This is a genomic window from Blastococcus sp. SYSU DS0619 (assembly GCF_054051035.1).
Window position 1 is genome coordinate 56,260 of sequence record NZ_JBJHAM010000002.1, and the last position, 17,222, is coordinate 73,481.

Here is a 17,222-nt window from a genome sequence, read left to right on the forward strand (position 1 = left end):
CGTGACCACCCCCGAGACCGGACCGGCTCCGGCCGCCGCCCCGGCCCCGGCACCCGCCGCCGGCCCGAGCGGACGCAGCCGCCGCGGGGAGCCGCGCACCTACGACTTCCGCCGCCCGACGAAGCTCTCCCGCGAGCACGTCCGGGTCATGCAGATCGCCCAGGAGGACTTCGCCCGCCAGGCGACGACGATCCTGACGACGTTCCTCCGCGCCGGCGCCCGCCTCGAGCTCAGCAGCATCGAGCAGTTCTCCTACGACGACTACATCGGGACGCTGCCGAACCCCTGCTTCATCTCGACGTTCACCATGGAGCCGCTGGCCGGCAAGGGACTGCTCGCCTTCCCGCTCGACATCGCGATGGCGATGGTCGACCACATGCTCGGCGGATCGGGCAACGCCAACCAGCCGAACCGGCCGATGACGGCGATGGAGACCACCATCACCAACCACCTGCTGGAGCGGCTGCTCGACGAGTTCGCCACCTCGCTGGGCACCATCACCGAGATCCAGCCGGTGCTGGTCGGCCGCGAGTACAACCCCCAGCTCGCCCAGGCCGCCGCCGGCTCGGACACCGTCATGGTGGCCACCTTCGCCATGGCCGTCGGGAGCCGCGAGGGCGAGGCGACGGTCGTGCTGCCGTTCTCCTCCTTCGCCCCGGCCCTCAACAACGCGGCGTCCCCGCAGCTGTCGGAGTCCGCGCTGCGCAAGCGGCAGCGGGCCCGCGAGGCCCTGGCCGCCCGGCTCAACTTCGTGCCGGTCGACGTGAGCGTGCGCTTCGCCCCGCTCACGGTCTCCTCCTCCGACCTGCTGTCCCTCGCCGTCGACGACGTCCTGCTGCTCCGCCACCCCCGGGACAGCCCGCTCGAGGTCACGACCAACGACACGACGTTCGCCTACGCGATCGCCAGCAACCACCGGCGCCGACTCGCCGCCTCGATCGTCCCCACCCCGCACGCTCCGCACGCCGCGAAGGACTCCGCATGACCGCGCCCCGCACCGACTCGCAGGACTCCCAGACCGTCACGGCGGTCGTCGCCGCGGCCGCCCGCGCGGCCGCAGCCCTGGTCCCCTCGACCTCCGTGCTGACGGCCGGCGCCCCGGTCAGCGATCCCGACACGGTCCCCCTGCCCCCGGCCGCGGCCGTCGCGGTGACCGCCGGGCTCTCCGGCGAGGTCTCCGGTGACGTCGTCCTGGTGATCTCCGGTGACGTCGTCGACGCCCTGCAGAACTCACCCGTCGGCCAGATGGACGTCGCCGCCGCGCTGCGCCCGGCCCTCGAGGCGGCCGCCGCGGCCCTCGGCCGGGTGCGGGTGGCCGCCGAGCGCACCGAGGAGCCGGTCGCCGCGCTCGACGGGCTGCGCGACAAGGGCATGTTCGTCGCCGTCCCGCTCCTGGCCGACGGCGAGCACCAGGCGACGCTCGCCCTCCAGGTCACCCTCCCCGCCGCCCGCAACCAGCGCGGCAGCCTCGAGCTCCTCCGGCACGTGGCCATGGAGGTCACCGTCGAGATCGGGCGCACCCGGATGACCGTGCAGGAGCTGCTCTCGCTGCACCCCGGCGAGGTCGTCGAGCTCGACCGCGCCGCCAGCGCGCCGGCCGACCTGCTGGTCAACGGCACGCTGATCGCCCGCGGCGAGGTGGTCGTGGTCGACGAGGACTTCGGGCTGCGGATCAGCGAGATCGTGACCGACGCTGCGGCGGAGCTGGGAGCCGCGGCCTCATGAGCGACCCTCGCACCCCACGTCCGGGGGTCTCCGCGGTCGTCGCACCGACGAGCGTGAGCGAGTCGGCCCGATGACGTGGATGATCATCCGGCTCTTCCTGTCGCTGGCCCTGATCGGCGGCGTGCTCTGGTTCGCCTCCCGGCTGGCCAAGAAGAAGGGCCTCGGCCAGGGCAACGGCCTGATCGAGGTCGTCGCCCGGCAGCGCATGGGCCGCACCAGCACCGTCAACGTCGTCCGGATCGCCGACGTCGTCCTGGTCATCGGCGCCACCGAGGAGCAGGTCACCCTGCTCGCCGAGGTCGACGCCGAGGCCGTGGAGGCCGCCCTCGGCGAGCGGCGCGCACCCGCGCGGCTGCGGGCCGCCGGCGAGGCCGGCGACGGCGCACCGGCCATCCCGGCCCAGGTCGCCCGCTCCTCCGACGGTGTACTCGCCGGGTCGGTCCTGGACCGCAACAGCTGGGGCACGCTGGTCGACGGGCTCCGTGAGCGCACGGTCCGCAAGTCATGACCGCCCTCGTGCGCCCGCTGCCGCGACCGGGTAGCAGCCGGTGGCGCGCCGCCGTCCTCCTGCTGGTGCTGCTGCTCGCCACCGTGGCGGCGGTCCTGCTCGCCGGCCCGGCGTCGGCCGCGCCGACGACCCCCACCGACCCGACCGCTCCCGTCGACCCCACCGTCGACGGCACCGTGGACATCTCCATCGGGGACGGCTCCCCGAGCAGCTCCATCACCCTGATCCTCGCGATCACGGTGCTCTCGGTCGCGCCGTCCGTGCTGCTGCTGGCCACCTCGTTCACCAAGATCATCGTCGTCCTGGGGCTGACCCGGAACGCGCTGGGCATGGCGACGTCGCCGCCGAACCAGGTGCTGACCGGCATCGCCCTGTTCCTCACGCTGTTCGTGATGAGCCCGGTGCTCTCCGACATCAACGAGCTCGCCGTCCAGCCGTACATGGACGGGACGATGTCGGTGTCGCAGGCCTACGACGCCGGCGTCGTGCCGCTGCGCGAGTTCCTCCTGGACAACACCCGCGAGGACGAGCTCAAGCTGATGATCGGGCTCTCCGGCGAGGAGGCCCCCGCGGACCCCACCGCGGTGAGCATGACCACGCTGATCCCGGCGTTCGTCCTCTCGGAGCTGAAGAGCGCGTTCATCATCGGGATGGTCATCTTCATCCCGTTCCTGGTGCTCGACATGCTCGTCAGCGCCGCGCTCATGTCGCTCGGCATGATGATGGTCCCGCCGACCATCGTGTCGCTGCCCTTCAAGCTGCTGCTCTTCGTCGTCGTCGACGGCTGGGCGCTGATCACGACAGCCCTCGTGGGCTCGTACGGGGGTGCCGGCTGATGAGCGACGCCGACGTCACGGAGATCGCCGCGCAGACCATGATGGTCGCCGCGAAGGTCGCCGCCCCCATCCTGCTGACCGCGCTGCTGGTCGGTTTCCTGATCTCGTTGTTCCAGGCGGCGACGCAGATCCAGGAGGCCACGCTCTCCTTCGTCCCGAAGATGATCGCCGTCTCCATCGCCCTGCTGGTGACCGGGAACTGGGTGCTCTCCGAACTGGTCAGCTTCACCCACACCCTGTTCGACCAGCTACCCGCGCTGCTCGACCGGACGTAGCGCCGTGGACCTCTCGGTCCCGGCGGTCACCCTCGCCGCACTGCTCCTCGGCACGGCGCGCGCCGCCGGCTTCATCCTCTTCGCCCCGCCGTTCAACGCACGGGTCATCCCGGCGCCGGTCAAGGGCGCGCTGGCGCTGGCGCTGTCGGTGCTGCTGTCCACCCAGATCGCCCCGACCCTGCCCGCACCGACGGCCGGCTACCTGCTGGTCACCGCCCTCACCGAGGTGGTCATCGGCGCGGCGCTGGGCTTCGTCGTCCAGGTGCTGTTCACGGCCGTCCAGATGGCCGGCGACATCCTCGACGTCGCCGGCGGCTTCTCGCTCCAGCCGGGCTACGACCCGCTGGCGATGACCCAGAACAGCTCACTCGGCAAGCTGCACTACCTGCTGGCCACCACCCTGCTGTTCACCAGCGGCGGGCACCTGCTCATGGTGAAGGGCTTCGCGACCTCCTACGAGGGCCTGCCGGTGGGCGGGAGCGTGCCGACCGACCAGATCGCCGCGGTGCTCATCACCGCGTTTTCCATGATGTTCCTGGCCGCGCTGCAGATCGCCGGGCCGATGGTCGCGGTGCTGCTGCTCGCCGACGTCGCCCTGGCCCTGCTCAGCCGGGCCGCTCCGGCGCTCAACGTCTTCTCCCTGGGCTTCCCGGTGAAGATCATGCTGACCCTGGCGATGCTGGGGCTCACCTTCCCGCTGCTCCCTCCCGCCCTGGACGGCCTGCTCGAGCACGGCGCCCGCGCCATGATCTCCCTGCGCAGCGGCTGATGGCTGATCGGACGGTGGCCTGATGGCCAAGGACGGACCGGGCGGTGAGAAGACCGAGGCACCGACTCCCCAGCGCCTGAAGAAGGCGCGCAAGGAAGGGCAGATCCCACGCACCCAGGAGCTGGGCACCTGGCTGGGCGTGGCGGCGGCGAGCTTCCTGCTCCCGATGCTCGTGGGAAACGCGTTCGAGGCCGTCCAGCAACTGTTCGTGCACGTGGCCTCGGTGGTCAAGAACCCCGAGGCCGCCACGGTGACCGCACTGCTGGGGAAGGCCCTCCTGGCCTTCCTGACGACGCTGCTCCCGACGGCGATCGCGCTCATGCTCGTCGGCGTGGCGTCGTCGGCCGCCCAGGGCGGCGTGCACGTGACGGGCAAGCCGATGCAGCCCAAGCTCAAGAAGCTCAACCCCTTCCCGGGCATCAAGCGGATGTTCGGCACCCAGGGCCTCTGGGAGACGGCGAAGGCGCTGATCAAGACGGCCGCCCTCGGCACCGTCGTGCTCGTCACCAGCGACCGGGCGCACGCGCTGGTCTCCTCCGCGGGGGCACTGCCGCTCTCGGCCGTCGCCGCCACCTTCGCCGACTCGGCCATCCTGATGTTCCGCGTCGTCGCGGTCACCGGCCTGGTCCTCGCCGTCGCCGACTACGTCGTCGTGCGCAAGAAGATGATGAAGCAGCTCAAGATGAGCAAGTACGAGATCACGCAGGAGCACAAGCAGGCCGAGGGCGACCCGTACATGAAGGCGCACCGCCGCGGGGTGCAGATGGCGATGTCGCGCAACCGGATGATGAGCGAGGTCGCCGAGGCCGACGTCCTGCTGGTGAACCCCACCCACGTCGCCGTCGCGCTGAAGTACGACGCCGCCCAGGGCGCCCCGCGCGTCGTCGCCAAGGGCGCCGGCGCGGTCGCGGCGAAGCTGCGCGAGAAGGCGGCGGAGGCCCGCGTCCCGATGGTGCAGGACATCCCGCTGGCCCGAGCGCTGCACGCCTCCTGCGACCTCGGCCAGGAGGTGCCGCCGCAGCTGTTCACCGCGGTCGCCCGCGTGCTGGCGTTCGTCATGCACCTCGGCGCCCGCGGGGTGCGCGGCGGGCTCCACCGCCCCGGCTTCGAGGCCCCCGACACGACCGACCTGCCGAAGGCCGGCCGGCGCCGCCCCACCGTCGCCGCCTAGCGCCCTGGGGCGGGTGTGACGGGTGGGCCCGGGCGGCCGGCGGCCCGGAGCGGACCCGTACCGCGGCGCACCCCGCCTGCCGATGAGGGAGGGGTGAGCCAGCGTCCGTCGTACGAGCCCGGAGCGGGCGAGTGAAGGGCCTGGGCAAGGCCGCCGTACCGATCGGCGTGGTCTCGATCGTGCTCATGCTGGTGGTCCCGCTGCCCGCGGCGCTGCTCGACCTGCTGCTCGGCCTGAACATCACCGTCTCGCTGCTCATCCTGCTGGTCGCGATGCAGATCAGGAAGCCGCTGGACTTCGCCGTCTTCCCGTCGCTGCTCCTGGTCGCGACGCTGTTCCGGCTGTCGCTGAACGTCTCCTCCACCCGCCTGGTCCTCACCGACGGCTACGCCGGCAAGGTCATCGAGGCCTTCGGCCACTTCGTGATCGGCGGCTCGCTGATCGTCGGGCTGGTGGTCTTCCTGATCCTGACCATCGTCCAGTTCGTGGTCATCACCAACGGCGCCGGCCGCGTGGCCGAGGTCGGTGCCCGGTTCACCCTCGACGCGATGCCCGGCAAGCAGATGGCCATCGACGCCGACCTCAACGCCGGGCTGATCAACGAGGCGCAGGCCCGCAAGCGCCGGCACGAGGTCACCGCCGAGGCCGACTTCTACGGCTCGATGGACGGCGCCTCGAAGTTCGTCAAGGGCGACGCCATCGCCGGCATCGTCGTGACGCTGGTCAACCTGATCGGCGGGTTCGCGATCGGTGTCATGCAGCGCGGGATGGCGCCGGGCGAGGCCGTCTCCACCTTCTCGCTGCTGACCGTCGGCGACGGCCTGGTCTCGATGATCCCGGCGCTGCTGCTGTCCACCGCGACCGGCATCATCGTCACGCGCTCGGCCACCGAGGGCGACATGGGCACCGACCTGCTCGCCCAGCTGGGCCGCTTCAAGCAGCCGGTGCGCATCGCCGGCGGCGCGGCCATGGCGCTGTGCCTCCTGCCCGGCCTGCCCAAGCTCCCGTTCTTCGTGATCGGCGCGCTCTTCCTGTTCATGGCCACCCGCCTCACCGACGAGCCGGAGGTCGACGAGGACGCCGAGGCCGCTGCGGCCGCCGCCGAGCAGGAGCCGGCGCCGGACTCCCCCGAGGCCATCGCCGAGAGGATGCGGGTCGACCCGCTGGAGCTCGAGGTCGCCTTCGACCTCGTCGACCTGGTCGACGCCGCCCGCGGCGGCGACCTGCTCGACCGGGTCAAGGCGCTGCGCCGCAAGGTCGCCATGGAGACCGGTCTGGTCATCCCGCTGGTGCGCACCCGCGACAACCTCGACCTGCCCTCGTCGCAGTACGTCATCTGGCTCAACGGCGTCCCGGTCGCCAAGGGCACCTCCCCCGCCGGCACGATCCTCGCCATCGGTGACGCCCTGGACGGGCTGCCCGGCAAGCCGACCCGCGAGCCGGTGTTCGGCCTGGCTGCCAAGTGGGTGCCCGCCGAGCTGCAGCGCGCGGCCGAGATGGCCGGGGCGACCGTCGTCGACCGTTCCTCGGTCATCACCACGCACCTGGCGGAGATCGTGCGGCAGAACGCCGCCGATCTCCTCGGCCGGGAGGACGTCCGCCTGCTCGTGGAGATGGTGCGCCGCACGCACCCGGTCGTCGTCGAGGAGCTGACGCCCACCCTGCTCACCCTGGGAGAGGTGCAACGCGTGTTGCATGCATTGCTCGCCGAGGGTGTGTCGATCCGCGACCTGGTGCGCATCTTCGAGGCACTCTCTGTACGTGCCAAGCACTCGACCGAACTCGACGGTCTCGTCGAGGCGGTCCGGTCGGCGCTCGGGTCGGCGATCAGCCAGCCCTACGTCACGCCGGACGAGCGGCTGCACGTGTTCACCCTGGAGCCCGCGTTCGAGCAGCGGCTGCTCGAAGCCGTCCGCCAGACCGAAGCGGGCGCCGTCCTGGCCCTCGACGCCGGCGCGGTGGACGCTCTCGTCCACGGCTGCAGCGGCCTGCTCGAGGAGGCCGAGCGGCAGGGCCTGTCCCCGGTCCTCGTCTGCTCGCCCCAGGTCCGCGCGGCCCTCGCGCGGCTGATGCGCCAGATCCTGCCCCGGCTGCCGGTCATCTCCTACGCGGAGGTGTCCCGGACGGCCCAGATCGAGTCGCTGGGAGTGGTGAGCGGTGCCGTTGCGATCCGTTGAGGCCGCCACGCGCGACGACGCGATCGCGGCCGCGCGCGAGCAGTTCGGGCCGCACGCCCGCGTCGTCGGTGTGCGCCGGGTCCGGTCCGGTGGCGTGCTCGGCTTCTTCGCCACCGAGCGCTACATCGCCGAGGTGGCCCCCGACCAGTTCCTCCGGCCCGGCGTCCCCTCGCCGTCGACCGGACCCGTGCCCGCCCCCACCGTCGGCGCCTACGACTCCCCGCTGGCGTCGGCCGCCCCCGCGCGCGCCCGCACGACGGCACCCGCCCGCAACGGCGCCGCAGCGTGGGCAGCGGAGGCCGCACGCCCGGCTCCGGCCGAGGCGTCGTCCAGACCGCCCCGTTCCGCCCCGGCCGTGTCGGTGCGCCCGGTGACTCCCCGCTCCACCCACATGGTGACGCGGCCGCTAGAGGACGACGTCCGTTCCGACGTCCGGCTCGACGACCGGCTCGACGACCGGCTCGACGAGCTGGCCGGCCTGCTCGGCGGCACCACGTCGGCTTCCCGTTCCCGGCCGGCCTCCGGCTCGGTGTCGGCCTCCGGCTTCGCGCGTGGCGACGTCGCGGCGGCCCCGGCCACCGGCTATGGCAGCGCAGCTGCCACCCGCGCCACGTTCCCGCAGGCCGTCCGCGACGCCGCGCCCGCAGCCCGGGCGCAGACCACCACGGCGGCGGCGAAGCAGCCGACGACCGCGACGCCGGACGACGACCCGGCGCCCTCACCCTTCACGGCGGCGCTCGCCCGCATGGTCTCCGGGGACCGCGAGGTGCGCCAGGCCGTCGCCGAGGCGCTGGAGCGGCCCGTCGAACTGCTTCCCGAGACGCCGGCACCCGCGCCGTCCGCGGACCAGGCACCCGGCATGCCGGCGCCCCGTCCCACCCTGGCCGCGGCCATCCGTTCAGCAGATCCGTCGATGCGGTCCCAGGCCGTGCACCAGGAGGAGACCACGGTGAGAGAACAGGCCACCGCGCCGCCCTCCACGTCCACGACCACGTCCGCGGACGCCATGCCGGAGCTGCCGCCCTGGGCGGAGCCGGAGCCCGTCGCGCCGTCGCCGTCGACGCGGCAGGAGGAGATCGCCGAGGCGCTGCGCGCGGCCCTGGCCCAGGGGCACTCCGACGAGGCCCTCGCCGGCATCCTGCGCAAGATGCTCGCCGGGGACCCGCCGCAGGAGGCGATCGCAGAGTCGGTCGCGGAGCCGTTCCCCGAACCGGCACCCGTCGAGCCCGTGGCCGCACCCGTCCTCGACGAGCCGGTGGTGGTCGAGCAGTTCGCGGCCGAGCCCGTCGCAGCCGAGCCGTCCGTGGCCGAGCCCGTCGTCGCCCAGCCGTTCGCGGCCGAGCCTTTCGCGGCCGAGCCGTTCCTCGCCGAGCCCGCGACCGCCGAGCCTGCGACCGCCGAGCCGGTCGCTGCCGAGCACGTGGGGGTCGCAACGGGCCCCGTCGCCGTCACCGAGCCGACCGTCATCGAGCCGGCCGCCCCGCTGTTCGCCACTCCCCTCTTCACCACCCCGGTCGTCGCCACCCCGGTCGTCCCGGCACCGGTCGTCACCGCACCGGTCGTCACGGCGCCGGTGGCCGAGGTGGCCGTCGACCTCGCGGTCCCGTCGTCGTTCTCCCTGTTCGACGCCCCGGCTCCCACGTCGACGAGCCACGACCTCGGCTGGGGCTCCCCCGCCGCAGACACGCCGCTGTGGGGCGGGCCGGCCACCGACGCCGACGTCCCCGCCTCGCGTACCGACGACCCGATCTGGGCCGACATCCTCTTCGGCGACCCGGTTCCGCCCGCGCCCGCGGACGCCGTCGTGGCCGCCGCCCCGGTCGTCGAGGACTGGGTGCCGTCGGTCACCGCAGAGGCGCCCGCTCCCCTGCCCGCCGACGAGACGACCACCGCCGACGAGACCCCCGAGGCCCAGGAGCAGCCCGCCGCACCCGTGGCCGAGGCATCCGCCCCCGCTGCCCAGGAACCGGTCGAGGACGAGGCGGTGGCCGAGGCGCCCGCCGAGGCCGAGGTGCCTGCCTCCCCGGAGGTCGTCGAGGCCACCCAGGTCGTCGAGGCCGTCGAGGCCGTCGAGGCCGTCGAGGCCGCAGAGGTCGCCGAGGTAGCGCCGATGCTCGCCCGCACGGCCAGCGACCCCGCCCCCCTGTCGATGTCCATGGACGCGACCACCGTCATGCCGCGGGTGTCCCTGCTCCCGCCGCTGCCGGGTTCGCGGGGCCGCGGCGGCCTGCCCCCCGTGCCGCCGTCGTCCTCCCGGCCCGGCCCGTCGACCCGGGCGTCCGGCGTTCGCAGGGACGGCGAGCGGACCGCCCCCGAGGCGGCTGCGGTGACCGAGTCCCCTTCCCCGGCGCCGCGCGCCCTGGCGACGGTCACCCGCCTGCCGGTGGGCCCGCTCATGGCGAGCGACGACCTGCCCGACATGCCGGAACTCGACGACGACGCCGACGAGGGCTTCGCGATGTTCCCGCGTGTGGAGGCCCCGTCGGCCGCGGCACCGCGCACCGCTGCTCCCGTCCCGGCCACGCCCGGCGAGGTCGTGGCCCGGCTGGCCGGCCTCGGCGTCCCCCAGGAGCTGCTCGGCGAGGACTTCGCCGGCCGCGTGGCGGTCGACGGCACCTACGCCGCGCTCACCCGCGCACTGGCCGCCCGGCTGCCCGAGATGCCCCGGATGCCCGATGGCGCCGGCGAGGTGCTGTTCCTGGTCGGGCCGGGGGTCGAGACCCTCCGCACCGCCCGGGCGCTGGCGGTCTCGCTGCGCCTGGACCCCGATCGGGTGCAGTGGGCCACGCGCGGTGACCTGGCGGGCCTGGCCCCCAAGGGCAGCCGCGTGACCACCGTCGACGCCGCGATCGACCGCCGGCAGGAAGCGGCGAACGCCGGCACGGTGACCATCGTCGCCGTCGACGCACCGCTGCGCAGCGACGTCTACTGGCTGACGCAGATGCTCACCGTCTGGTCGCCGACCGCGGTCTGGGCCGTCGTGGAGGCGACCCGCAAGCCCGAGGACCTGGAGCCGTGGCTCGACGGCCTGGCCCGGGTGGACGCGCTCGTCGTGCAGGACACGGATCTCAGCGCCGACCCCGCCGCGGTGCTGCGGCGGCTGGCCGTGCCCGTGGCCCTCCTCGACGGCGCGCCTGCCACGCCGCACCGCTGGGCGTCGCTCCTGTGCGAGCGCCTGGACAGCCCGCAGGCATGAACCCGCTGCGCTGGGACGTGCTCCTCGTCGGGTTCGTGCTGGCCGTCCCCGTGCTCGCGCTCGGGCTGCGCGGGGACTTCACGACCGAGGAGGTGGTGAGCCGGCTGCCGTGGTGCCTGGCCGCCGGCTGGGGCGCGGTCGCGCTGGTGCGCGCGGTCCTCGCGCCGCCGAAGCCGGCCCCGAAGTCGCGCCGTCGTCAGGCGGCGCGGCCGGCGCCCGCCGAGGAGCCGGCCGACGCCTGACCTGCTCCACCCGGCCGCCGCTCTGGGGGTCGAACTCGCGGTCCCGACCTGCTCCACCCGGCCGCCGCTCTGGGGGTCGAACTCGCGGTCCCGGGGTCTAGTAGGGCTCCCCGAGCGCGAGCAGCACCCCCAGAGCGCCCGTCGTCCACAGCCGGGTCGTCCGTCCACGCGATCGCCCGGACGCTGGTGGCGACGCCGTCGGGCGCCGGACGGTCGACCCATGACCGAACTCCCGGACGTCCCGCCCCTGCTCCTCCGCCGCGAGGCCGTCGCCGCCGGCTGGTCCGACGACGAACTGGGCCGCGCGGTGCGTTCGGGCGACCTGACCCGGCTGCGCCGAGGGGCGTACGTCGACGCGATCCCGCCGCCGGCGTCCGCCGCGCGCCACCGTTTGCTCGTGCGCGCGACCCTGGCGGCACTGCGCCGGCCGGCGGTGGTGAGCCACCAGTCGGCGGCGGTGCTCCTCGGGCTGCCGCTGTGGAACGTGCCGCTCGACCGCGTCCACGTGACCCGCCGCCCCGGCTCCTGGAGCGACCGCAGCGACGTGCTCAGCTGCCACGTCGCCCGCCTGCGCGACGACGAGGTGGTCGACGTCGACGGGGTGCCGGTCACCGACCCCGTCCGCACGCTGCTCGACCTCGGTCGCTCCCAGCCGCACGAGACGGCGGTCGTCAGCATCGACGCCGCCCTGCACCGCGGGCTGCTGACGCACGACGCGCTTCGGGCCCGGCTGTTCGACGTGGTGGGGGCGCCCGGGGCCCGCAGCGCGGCGCGGGCGGTGGCTGCGGCGGACGCCCGCAGTGAGAGCGTCGGCGAGAGCCGCAGCCGGGTGATCCTGCACCGGTGGAAGCTCGCTCCGTCTGCGCTGCAGTTCGAGATCCGGTCCGCCGGCGGCGCCCTGGTCGCGCGGACCGACTTCGCCTGGGAAGACGCCCGGCTGGTCGGCGAGTTCGACGGCCGGGTGAAGTACGGCCGGCTGCTGCGACCGGGAGAGGAGCCCGGCGACGCCGTGTTCGCCGAGAAGCTCCGGGAGGACGCCGTCCGGGACGAGGACTGGGACGTGGTGCGCTGGGTGTGGTCCGACCTCGCCGTACCGCACCGCCTCGCCGCACGGGTGCGCCGGGCCCGCGAGCGGGCGGCCGGCCGACGCCGGTGACCGCTCTGGGGGTGGTTCTCCCGCTCCCCGGGTCCCGCAGGACGCGCAGAGCACGGGGAACACCCCCAGAGCGACCGGGGCGGCAGGCCAGGTCAGAGCGGCAGGTCCTCCAGCATCTCGGTGACCAGCGCCGCGATCGGCGAGCGCTCGGACCGGGTGAGGGTCATGTGGGCGAACAGGACGTGGCCCTTGAGCTTCTCGATGACCGCCGTGACGCCGTCGTGCCGGCCCACCCGGAGGTTGTCGCGCTGGGCGACGTCGTGGGTGAGCACCACCCGGGAGTTGCTGCCCAGCCGGGACAGGACGGTCAGCAGCACGCCGCGCTCCAGCGACTGCGCCTCGTCGACGATCACGAACGAGTCGTGCAGCGAGCGCCCGCGGATGTGGGTCAGCGGGAGCACCTCGATGAGGTCGCGCGCGGCGATCTCCTCGAGCACCTCCTTCGACACCAGCGCACCGAGGGTGTCGTACACCGCCTGCGCCCAGGGCGACATCTTCTCGCCCTCGCTGCCCGGCAGGTACCCGAGCTCCTGCCCGCCGACGGCGTACAGCGGCCGGAAGATGACCACCTTCTTGTGCGCTCGCCGCTCCATCACCGACTCGAGCCCGGCGCAGAGCGCCAGCGCCGACTTGCCGGTGCCCGCCCGGCCGCCCAGCGAGACGATGCCGATCTCCGGGTCCAGCAGCAGGTCCAGCGCCACGCGCTGCTCGGCCGAGCGCCCGTGCAGCCCGAACGCCTCCCGGTCGCCGCGGACCAGGCGGACCTGTTTGTCCGGCAGGACCCTGCCGAGAGCCGATCCGCGCGAGGACAGGAGCACCAGCCCGGTGTGCGTGGGCAGCTCGGCCGCGGCCGGCAGGAAGGCCTCCCCCGTCTCGTACAGCTCGTCGAGATCGGCGTCGTCGAGGCTCAGCTCGGTCATGCCGGTCCAGCCGGCGTCGACGGCATCGAGCACGCGGTACTCGTCGGCCTCCAGCCCGACCGCCGCGGCCTTGACCCGCAGCGGCACGTCCTTGGTCACCAGGCAGACGTCCCGGCCCTCGGCCCGCAGGTTGAGCGCCACCATCATGATCCGGCTGTCGTTGCTGTCGTTGCGGAAGCCGGCCGGGAGCACCGACGGGTCGCTGTGGTTCAGCTCGACGTGCAGCGTGCCGCCCTCCTCCCCCACCGGGACCGGCGCGTCCAGCCGGCCGTGGGTGACCCGGAGGTCGTCCAGGATGCGCAGCGTCTGGCGGGCGAACCACCCCAGCTCCGGGTGGTTGCGCTTGTCCTCCAGCTCCCCGATGACGACGAGCGGCAGCACCACGTCGGCGTCCCCGAAGCGCAGCAGCGCGCCGGGGTCGGAGAGCAGGACCGAGGTGTCGAGGACGAACGTGCGGCGAGTGTTCACGAATCGGCTCCCGTGGGGCGCCACGCTGAGGACAGCGCGCGCCCCGGCTCGAAGGTGACCGGGCCCCGGCACAGGGGCCGGGTGCCGGCCCCTCTGGACGACGAACGCTGTCGCACCAACCGGGCCTCCCGTGAACGGCGAGGGCAGCTCGCCGTTCACCTCGGACGCTATGCCCGGGGAGTGACATCCACGTGACGTACAACCCACGACGAGGGGTGGATGTCACCCGGAAGACTCACCGGCACCAGCCGTCCCACCCGGTCGGTCACCCCCGATGCCCCACCGGACGGCGGCCACCGGTCCCGCCGACGGCGTCAGCGGGCGCCGGTCACCACCGCTCGCCGGTGCCGTCTGTCCGGCGGCGCAGCGCGGGGCGCTCGACGGTGTCGGTCCGCTCGCCCGGGGCCGGCGCCCCCCGGGCCTCGTCCTCCCACGCGGGGTCGTCCCACGCGTCCGCGGACCGCCCGTCCGCGGCCCACTCTTCCTCTCCCGCCCACTCCTCCTCGTCGACCCACTCGTCCTCGTCGGCCCACTCCTCCTCGCGGGCCCGGTCGCCCTCGTACCGCTGGTCCCACGAGGGCCGGGACGGGCGCCGCGGGCGGAGGGCCACCAGCGCCCAGAGGGCGGGCACCGCCAGGACCGGCCACTGCACCGCGGGGTCGCCGAACCGGACCATGCCGGCGACGAGCAGCGCCGCCAGCCAGCCCGCGGTCCACAGACCCAGGAACCGGGCCTGTGCCGGGGTGCGGGCGCGCACGGGTCAGGCGGCCGGGGTCTCGGCGGCGATCCGCTGGGGGGTCAGCGGCTCGTCGAGCAGGCGGAGGAAGCGGTCGGCGACCGGCTGGTCCGCGGGGCGGGCGGCCAGCCACCGCGACAGCAGGTCGAAACCCTCCACGTAGGTGGAGATGTAGGCGCGCCACAGCGGGTCGGTGAGGAAACGGATCTGCTGCCGGGCCCGCTCGGGGCTGACCAGCGCCCAGCGCTGCAGGTAGGCGCTCACCTCGTCGGCGTCGGCCCCCCGGTCGTGCAGCAGGACGGCGGCGTCCTGCCGCACCCGGTTCAGCGGGGCCGCCGCGGCCGCGATCCGCTCGGCCAGGACGCCGTCGAACCGCAGACCGAGGTCGCCGAGGATCTCCGCGGACCAGGCCCCCCACCCCTCGCCGATCGCGGCCGGGACGCCGAGATCGGCCAGCCCCTCGGCCATCAGGCACTCGGGGGTGTTGACCAGGAAGACGGTGTGCTCCAGCCGCCCGGCCCGCTCGACCAGGCCGCGCTCCTTGCGGCAGTGCTCGGTGTGGTGCCCGGGATACGACTCGTGCGCCACCAGGTGCGACAGCTGGGAGAGCCGGTGCGGCAGGTCGGCGTTGATCGCGACGCGGGACCGGTAGCCGCCCTCGTAGTAGTTGAACCCCGACCACGGCTTGTCGGTGACCACCTCGTAGCGCACCGTCTCCACCTCGGGGAGCCCGTACCGGTCGCGCACCCGGTCGCGCAGCGCGCTGGACAGCGCCTGCACCGCGGTCTCCAGCCGGTCCGGCGGGCACTCCTCCCGGCGCCGGTGCGCCGCGTACCGCTCGGCCAGCGAGCCGTCGCCGGGCAGCAGGTCGTCCAGCTCGGCGTGCGCAGCGGCGTAGGCGGCCTCGTCGCCGAGCTCGACGTCGACCTGGAAGTAGCCGCGGACCTCCTCGACGAAGCCGACCGGCTCCCCGCTCATCTTCCGGGCGCTGCACTCCAGGCCGGTGAGCTGCCCGCGCAGGAAGTCCGCACGATCGTCGGGCAGCCCCGCGGCGTCCAGCTCGCGCAGCAGCTCCCGCGCCCGGTCGCGCAGCTGCCGCGGCGTGGGGGCCGGCTCGTCCTGCACCTGGGCGCGGATCCGGGGGTCGCCGGTGTAGGCGTCGACGAAACCCGACTCCAGACGGTCGAAGCGCAGCCCCAGCCGCACGTACTCCAGGGCGACGTCGTGAGCTCCCGCGGTCATGGGAGCAGTTTCGCAGCCGTGGCCGCGGTCCGGGCCGGCCGGCCTCCCTACCCCCCGAAGCGGCGGTGGCGCGCGGAGTAGTCGCGCAGCGCGCGGAGGAAGTCGATCCGCCGGAAGTCCGGCCAGTAGACGTCGGTGAAGTGGAACTCCGCGTTCGCCGTCTGCCACAGCAGGAAACCCGACATCCGCTGCTCACCGCTGGTGCGGATGACCAGGTCGGGGTCTGGCTGGCCGCGGGTGTAGAGGTGGTCGGCGATGTGCTCGACCTCGAGCACCTCCACCAGCTCCTCGAGTGAGGTCCCCTTGGCCGCGTGCTCGGCCAGCAACGAGCGGACCGCGTCGGCGATCTCCCGTCGTCCCCCGTAGCCGACGGCGAGGTTCACCGTCGCCCCAGGGCGGTCGCAGGTGTCCTCCTCGGCCTGCTTGAGGACGACGACCGTCTCCGGCGGCAGGACCTCGGCCGCGCCCATCTGCCGCACCTTCCACCGCCGGTCCGGGCGGGACAGGTCGACGGCGACGTCCTCGATGATCCGCAGCAGCGGCTGCAGCTCGGAGTCGGGGCGGCGCAGGTTGTCGGTGGAGAGCATGAACAGCGTGACCACCTGCACCCCGGCGTCGTCGCACCAGCCCAGCAGGTCGACGATCTTGTCCGCGCCGCGGCGGTGCCCGTGGGCGACGTCCTCCAAGCCGATGGAGCGTGCCCACCGCCGGTTGCCGTCCATGATCACGCCGACGTGCCGCGGCACGTCGGCGTCCACCAGCGCCCGCGCCAGCCGCCGCTCGTACACCTGGATGAGGGCGTCACGGACCCGCCGGCGCACGCTCACGGCGGTCACCCTAGGCCCCCTGCCGCCGGTCGGCCGGGAGCCCGCCGTGGCCGGTCGCGCCGCCTCCGCCGTCCGCGCTGGCAGCAAGCTCACAGAGCGCAGCAGATGCCGCACAACCTACGGCTCCGTAGCCTCGCAACCATGAGCGCCCCGCCCCCTGATCGCGCACCGGTCCGGCTCGAGGCCGACGGCGCGGAGCTCGAGGCCCCGGCCCCGCAGGCGTTGGCCGCCGTCGCCGCGGAGGGCGAGCAGGTCGAGCACGCCTGGACCGCCGCGGACTTCGACGACGACGACTGGGACCACCCCGACACCCGCCCCCGCGCGCGCGGCTGGATCCACCTGTTCTCCTTCTTCGGCGCGATCGTCGCCGGAGCGGTCCTCGTCCCGCTGGCCGCGATGCAGGGCGCCCGGGCCGGGTGGCCGGTGGCGATCTACTGCCTGACCATCTGCGGGCTGTTCGGGATCAGCGCGCTCTACCACCGCCGGCGCTGGTCACCACGCGGCTGGAAGATCATGAAGCGGCTCGACCACTCGATGATCTTCCTGTTCATCGCGGGCACGTACACGCCGTTCGCACTGCTCGCCGTCAACCAGCCCACCGGCTACTGGATCCTCGCCGGCGTCTGGGCCGGCGCCCTCGCCGGCGTCAGCCTCAAGATGACCTGGCCGACGGCGCCGCGCTGGGTCGGCGTGCCGCTGTACATCGGCCTCGGTTGGGTCGCGGTCTTCATCCTCACCGACATCCTGCACATCGCCGGCGTCGCCTCGCTCGTGCTGCTCGCCGTCGGCGGGCTGCTGTACACCGTCGGCGGGATCACCTACGGGATCAAGAAGCCGAACCCCTGGCCGGGCACCTTCGGCTACCACGAGGTGTTCCACGCGATGACCGTCGTCGCGGCGATCTGCCACTACATCGCCGTGTACTTCGCGGTGTACAACTCCCCCTTCGTCTGACCGCCCGCCCCACCGGGGGC

Annotated in this window: 16 protein-coding genes; 12 read left to right on the forward strand and 4 right to left on the reverse strand. The window is 73.9% G+C overall.

Annotated features, from left to right (window positions below):
• Position 1 precedes the first annotated feature (1 nt).
• The 11 genes from ACI79T_RS02860 (at position 2) to ACI79T_RS02910 (ending at position 12,055) form a co-directional block, all read left to right on the forward strand.
• The gene (locus ACI79T_RS02860; RefSeq protein ID WP_456608539.1) at positions 2-985 is read left to right on the forward strand and encodes a flagellar motor switch protein FliM; all 984 of its coding nucleotides are present in this window, start codon (positions 2-4) and stop codon (positions 983-985) included.
• Positions 982-1,725: a flagellar motor switch protein FliN gene (gene fliN / locus ACI79T_RS02865; RefSeq protein ID WP_456608540.1), complete on the forward strand. Its 744-nt coding sequence runs from the start codon at positions 982-984 to the stop codon at positions 1,723-1,725. The genes ACI79T_RS02860 and fliN overlap by 4 nt, the downstream gene beginning before the upstream one ends.
• 70 nt (positions 1,726-1,795) lie before the next feature.
• A complete protein-coding gene (locus ACI79T_RS02870; protein ID WP_456608541.1) occupies positions 1,796-2,233 on the forward strand; it encodes a FliO/MopB family protein in 438 nt (145 codons plus the stop codon).
• Positions 2,230-3,069 (forward strand): flagellar type III secretion system pore protein FliP, encoded by an 840-nt coding sequence (gene fliP, locus ACI79T_RS02875; RefSeq protein ID WP_456608542.1) that lies wholly within the window; start codon positions 2,230-2,232, stop codon positions 3,067-3,069. Before ACI79T_RS02870 ends, fliP begins: the two co-directional genes overlap by 4 nt.
• The gene (gene fliQ / locus ACI79T_RS02880; RefSeq protein ID WP_269191466.1) at positions 3,069-3,344 is read left to right on the forward strand and encodes a flagellar biosynthesis protein FliQ; all 276 of its coding nucleotides are present in this window, start codon (positions 3,069-3,071) and stop codon (positions 3,342-3,344) included. The genes fliP and fliQ overlap by 1 nt, the downstream gene beginning before the upstream one ends.
• Before the next feature lie 4 nt (positions 3,345-3,348).
• Positions 3,349-4,113: a flagellar biosynthetic protein FliR gene (fliR, locus tag ACI79T_RS02885; RefSeq protein ID WP_456608543.1), complete on the forward strand. Its 765-nt coding sequence runs from the start codon at positions 3,349-3,351 to the stop codon at positions 4,111-4,113.
• Between the two features lie 22 nt (positions 4,114-4,135).
• Positions 4,136-5,284, forward strand: a complete 1,149-nt coding sequence (locus tag ACI79T_RS02890) for an EscU/YscU/HrcU family type III secretion system export apparatus switch protein (protein WP_456608544.1) — start codon at positions 4,136-4,138, stop codon at positions 5,282-5,284.
• A gap of 131 nt (positions 5,285-5,415) precedes the next feature.
• Positions 5,416-7,461 (forward strand): flagellar biosynthesis protein FlhA, encoded by a 2,046-nt coding sequence (gene flhA / locus ACI79T_RS02895; RefSeq protein ID WP_456608545.1) that lies wholly within the window; start codon positions 5,416-5,418, stop codon positions 7,459-7,461.
• The gene (locus ACI79T_RS02900) at positions 7,442-10,657 is read left to right on the forward strand and encodes a hypothetical protein (RefSeq protein WP_456608546.1); all 3,216 of its coding nucleotides are present in this window, start codon (positions 7,442-7,444) and stop codon (positions 10,655-10,657) included. Before flhA ends, ACI79T_RS02900 begins: the two co-directional genes overlap by 20 nt.
• Entirely contained in the window at positions 10,654-10,899 is a 246-nt protein-coding gene (locus ACI79T_RS02905) for a hypothetical protein (RefSeq protein WP_456608547.1), read from the forward strand. The genes ACI79T_RS02900 and ACI79T_RS02905 overlap by 4 nt, the downstream gene beginning before the upstream one ends.
• A 220-nt stretch (positions 10,900-11,119) precedes the next feature.
• The gene (locus ACI79T_RS02910) at positions 11,120-12,055 is read left to right on the forward strand and encodes a type IV toxin-antitoxin system AbiEi family antitoxin domain-containing protein (RefSeq protein WP_456608548.1); all 936 of its coding nucleotides are present in this window, start codon (positions 11,120-11,122) and stop codon (positions 12,053-12,055) included.
• Positions 12,056-12,147: 92 nt separating this feature from the next.
• On the opposite strand, the gene ACI79T_RS02915 is transcribed toward ACI79T_RS02910, so the two are convergent.
• From ACI79T_RS02915 to ACI79T_RS02930, 4 genes are all read right to left on the reverse strand, one after another.
• On the reverse strand, positions 12,148-13,443 hold the full coding sequence (locus ACI79T_RS02915) for a PhoH family protein (RefSeq protein WP_456608549.1): 1,296 nt from the start codon (positions 13,441-13,443) through the stop codon (positions 12,148-12,150).
• A gap of 328 nt (positions 13,444-13,771) precedes the next feature.
• Positions 13,772-14,200, reverse strand: coding sequence for a hypothetical protein (locus ACI79T_RS02920; RefSeq protein WP_456608550.1), 429 nt, complete (start codon positions 14,198-14,200; stop codon positions 13,772-13,774).
• A 3-nt stretch (positions 14,201-14,203) separates the two neighbouring features.
• Complete coding sequence (locus ACI79T_RS02925) at positions 14,204-15,421, reverse strand: DUF885 domain-containing protein (RefSeq protein WP_456608551.1); 1,218 nt, start codon at positions 15,419-15,421, stop codon at positions 14,204-14,206.
• 47 nt (positions 15,422-15,468) lie between these two features.
• Positions 15,469-16,248, reverse strand: coding sequence for an isoprenyl transferase (locus tag ACI79T_RS02930; protein WP_456608552.1), 780 nt, complete (start codon positions 16,246-16,248; stop codon positions 15,469-15,471).
• A 141-nt stretch (positions 16,249-16,389) separates the two neighbouring features.
• On the opposite strand from ACI79T_RS02930, the gene trhA reads away from it, so the two are divergent.
• Positions 16,390-17,202, forward strand: a complete 813-nt coding sequence (trhA, locus tag ACI79T_RS02935) for a PAQR family membrane homeostasis protein TrhA (RefSeq protein WP_456608553.1) — start codon at positions 16,390-16,392, stop codon at positions 17,200-17,202.
• The last annotated feature ends 20 nt before the right edge of the window (positions 17,203-17,222 follow it).

Bases quoted from the DNA above. Each gene is read 5' to 3' on its own strand.
- fliN (WP_456608540.1), top strand. From the start codon at position 982: ATGACCGCGCCCCGCACCGACTCGCAGGACTCCCAGACCGTCACGGCG.
- ACI79T_RS02870 (WP_456608541.1), top strand. From the start codon at position 1,796: ATGACGTGGATGATCATCCGGCTCTTCCTGTCGCTGGCCCTGATCGGC.
- fliP (WP_456608542.1), top strand. From the start codon at position 2,230: ATGACCGCCCTCGTGCGCCCGCTGCCGCGACCGGGTAGCAGCCGGTGG.
- fliQ (WP_269191466.1), top strand. From the start codon at position 3,069: ATGAGCGACGCCGACGTCACGGAGATCGCCGCGCAGACCATGATGGTC.
- ACI79T_RS02890 (WP_456608544.1), top strand. From the start codon at position 4,136: ATGGCCAAGGACGGACCGGGCGGTGAGAAGACCGAGGCACCGACTCCC.
- ACI79T_RS02905 (WP_456608547.1), top strand. From the start codon at position 10,654: ATGAACCCGCTGCGCTGGGACGTGCTCCTCGTCGGGTTCGTGCTGGCC.
- ACI79T_RS02910 (WP_456608548.1), top strand. From the start codon at position 11,120: ATGACCGAACTCCCGGACGTCCCGCCCCTGCTCCTCCGCCGCGAGGCC.
- ACI79T_RS02925 (WP_456608551.1), bottom strand. From the start codon at position 15,421: ATGACCGCGGGAGCTCACGACGTCGCCCTGGAGTACGTGCGGCTGGGG.
- trhA (WP_456608553.1), top strand. From the start codon at position 16,390: ATGAGCGCCCCGCCCCCTGATCGCGCACCGGTCCGGCTCGAGGCCGAC.